Origin of the sequence: Methylophaga muralis (assembly GCF_001720165.1) — a bacterium.
GTDB lineage: Bacteria > Pseudomonadota > Gammaproteobacteria > Nitrosococcales > Methylophagaceae > Methylophaga > Methylophaga muralis.
Genome location: NZ_MCRI01000073.1, coordinates 1 through 3,288 on the forward strand (window position 1 = coordinate 1; position 3,288 = coordinate 3,288).

The following is a 3,288-nucleotide window of genomic DNA, read 5'->3' on the forward strand; positions in this document are numbered from 1 at the left end:
CGATACAGAGCTTTATAGCCGGACATTATTTTTCATGAAAGCGGATATAAATGAGATGTCTCGTGCGTAAATCATTTGATTGGAAAAAGGCAGTGAAATTGTTGGGCTTCGTGCCTCAGCGCCAACCTACCATAAATTCTCGTTCACACGCTCCTGCGTGGGAACGGACTCAAGCTGTAAATCTTACTGACGGAGTTGTAAAAAGTTCATTTCCTGAGAAGCCAAAACGTTGGGCTAAAAACCAACACGCACGGCCAGTAACCATCTCCACGGTGAATTCTTAACTGGCATTGTCCTTGCGTTAATTACTGGTAGACAGCCTCAGCGCTTAAACCATCAATAGGTTAGCGCTTAACTTATCAGGAGACCTACCAATGCAAAACTCATCAACACAAGATAGAAACTCCCTGCAGGGCAAAAAAATTGCGTTTCTCGTTACCGACGGCTTTGAACAGATCGAATTAACGACGCCCTGGGAGAAAATCAAGCTTGCAGGCGCCGAAGCAGAATTAATAGCTTTGGAAGAGGGCAAAGTCCAGGGTTATCACCATCTCGACAAAGGCGATGCGTTTCAGGTGGATAAAAGCATCGCTGATGTATCGGCCGACGATTATGATGGTCTAGTACTGCCTGGTGGTGTAGCCAACCCGGACGCATTACGAACAGATCAAAATGCAGTTGAGTTTGTCCGTGCTTTTTTCACCGAACAAAAGCCTGTGGCAGCTATTTGCCATGCCCCCTGGACACTAGTAGAAGCAGACGTACTTGATGGGAGAACACTTACATCATGGCCAAGTCTTCGTACTGATATTCAGAATGCAGGTGGCAACTGGGTAGATCAGGAAGTAGTAGTGGATCAGGGGCTGGTGACCAGTCGGAAACCAGATGATCTCGAAGCGTTTTGCAGCAAAGCCATTGAAGAATTCGCCGAAGGTAAACATTAATACCAGCGGGCTTGATTAGCCGGATTCAAGATCGAAAGGGGGGCGGGTTTATTTTAGTTAATTAAATAAATCTGCCTTTTTGAAGTTAGTTTTCTCGTTCTCACGCTCCTGCGTGGGAACGGACTTATAGAATTTACGAAACCCAACAATCTCCTGAAGATTGTAACAATCGTAGCTTTGATTGATTCTGAACTTATGGATTACTAATAGGGTGAGTCCCCGCTAATAGACCTGCAACACTGAGGTCTTCGTCGATATCCGGCCAATGAATTCCTTCACCATCGCCAAGTAGCTCCCAGTTAGCAAGTTTTTCTGAAGATGCAGAAGATAATCGGGGGAACCAAACCAATGGTGCCGATACGGTGCGACCATCAGCTAAGTCAACAACAATGGCTACATCAGTGAAGTGCACCTTAATTGCTTGAGGATGAAGCTCAACTGCCAAAGTACTCATTCCAAACCTCCATAAAAGTTTCTCTATTTTGTATAACCAATTCTTCAAGTTTTCTAAGCTCTTTTGGCGAGAAATGTATTGAACTAGCCAATGTCACAGGTCTCAACCAAAATTTAGCCAACATTCGCTCTCTCTGAATATGTATATGGGCTGGCTCACCGCTTTCATTACTAAAAAAGAAAAATCTGTATGGCCCGATCCGCATTATCGTTGGCATATTCATCCTTAACTATTTATTCAGCTCAAATCCATTGATACTTTTTAATGAGGCTGTTGACCTCATAATAATTATTAGTGGGCGGCCTTTCAATTCTAGATTTCTTTAATCACCCTTGCCGGATTGCCACCAATCACCACGTTGTCACCAAAACTTTTTGTAACGACAGCACCCGAAGCAACCACAACATTATTACCTAGAGTCACACCAGGATTGATCGTTGCGTGACCACCAATCCAGCAGTTATGTCCTATGGATACAGGTTTACCATACTCTAAACCATTGTTTCTTCTAATCGGGTCTATGGGATGTGTTGCGGTATAAATCCCCACCTGAGGTCCTAAGAAACAATTATCACCGATTCTAACTGCAGTAACGTCTAGGATAACGCAGCCAAAGTTGGCATAAAAATTTTCTCCAACATGTAAATTCACGCCGTAGTCGCAGTTGAAAGGTGACTCAATATGAATCGAATGACCAGTACTTCCAAATAACGATTTTATTATTTCAATTCTTTTATCCGCATCACTAACGCTGGTTTGATTGAGTTTTTCAGTAAGCAAGCGAGCCTCAAGACGTAACTTCAAAAGCTCATCGTCATTCGGGTCATATAATTCACCTGAAATCATTTTTTCTTTTTCTGTTATATATTTAATGGTGTCTGACCCTTTTGATTTCTTTGGTTGAAAAAGAAACGAACTCCCCAAGAAGAAGCAGTAAACCCTCTATTTAATCGAGGGGCCAGACATTTTTGAATCTTAATAGGCAGTTTTTGTATTTCAAATGCGTCTGTCTATTTGATTCCATACCATCCGCAAATCATAAACGCCTGAAAAAACCTTATCGGCACGTCAATTCCAGTGTGTTTTAGCAGGTGTTCAGTTTCTGTTGGTGAGATAACAGAAAGCATTTCGCGAAGTTGCATGGACAGGTTCGCCAGTGATTCCGGAGTGGCTCCCATCATCGATTGCACTGCTTCCCAGTTTTTTAACATGAATGGAAATTCGGCTGAGTCCAAATCAAAGCTGATTTCAGTATTAACCAAAAATCCATTAGTGCGTAAGCGACTATACATTGCCTGATAAAAATTCAATCTGTCTTCACGCTTCACGAAGTGGGCAACCAGAACACTTAACACCGCATCAAAGCTTTCACCTTCAGGAGCGTCATCAACGTATCCATGAATCAGTTCACAGCGATCCTGCACGCCAGCTTCGACGAGTCTTTCACGGCAAACATCCAGCATGCCGATAGACGGGTCGACGCCAACAAATGTCCATTGAGGAAATGATTTGGAAAGTGAAATTATCTCGGCGCCTGTGCCAACACCTACACAAAGAATGCGTGCCTGAAGTGGAGCATTTTTTAAAATAAGCCTAATCAGAAAATGCATATTATCGGCAATTGGGGCCAGCTGCAGGTTTCGCTCGTCATAAACCATTGCACCATTTGTAAAATGGTCGATCACAGGGGAGTTGGAGTTCATTCTAAAAGCTCCTGTTAAATTTTGATGATTTATTCGTTTGATGAGGTTTAAGTATGTGCTTTGTAAATAGGGTAGAGGTTGAGACTTTTCAAGGGTGAATGACCCCTTTGGTTTTTAACTTAATGTGTTGTCAGAAAAATACTCTTCAAACAAACCAAGATGACTGAAGCATCAAACACTCTGACCC

General features: G+C 42.6%; 5 protein-coding genes. 1 reads left to right on the forward strand and 4 read right to left on the reverse strand.

All coding sequences use genetic code 11. The annotated features are described in order from the left end of the window. Positions 1-374: 374 nt before the first annotated feature. Complete coding sequence (locus A9E74_RS13500; RefSeq protein ID WP_069297119.1) at positions 375-944, forward strand: type 1 glutamine amidotransferase domain-containing protein; 570 nt, start codon at positions 375-377, stop codon at positions 942-944. A gap of 193 nt (positions 945-1,137) precedes the next feature. Here the strand turns inward: A9E74_RS13500 and A9E74_RS13505 are convergent, their stop codons facing one another. The 4 genes from A9E74_RS13505 to A9E74_RS13520 form a co-directional block, all read right to left on the reverse strand. Then, positions 1,138-1,398 carry a DUF2442 domain-containing protein gene (locus A9E74_RS13505; protein WP_069297120.1) on the reverse strand — a complete coding sequence of 87 codons (261 nt, stop codon included), beginning with the start codon at positions 1,396-1,398 and terminating at the stop codon, positions 1,138-1,140. Continuing rightward, positions 1,379-1,621: a DUF4160 domain-containing protein gene (locus tag A9E74_RS15100; RefSeq protein ID WP_425412325.1), complete on the reverse strand. Its 243-nt coding sequence runs from the start codon at positions 1,619-1,621 to the stop codon at positions 1,379-1,381. The genes A9E74_RS13505 and A9E74_RS15100 overlap by 20 nt, the downstream gene beginning before the upstream one ends. Before the next feature lie 89 nt (positions 1,622-1,710). Further along, a complete protein-coding gene (locus A9E74_RS13515) occupies positions 1,711-2,322 on the reverse strand; it encodes a sugar O-acetyltransferase (RefSeq protein WP_281198109.1) in 612 nt (203 codons plus the stop codon). Positions 2,323-2,408: 86 nt separating this feature from the next. Further along, positions 2,409-3,101: a class I SAM-dependent methyltransferase gene (locus A9E74_RS13520; protein WP_069297122.1), complete on the reverse strand. Its 693-nt coding sequence runs from the start codon at positions 3,099-3,101 to the stop codon at positions 2,409-2,411. Between the last annotated feature and the right edge of the window lie 187 nt (positions 3,102-3,288).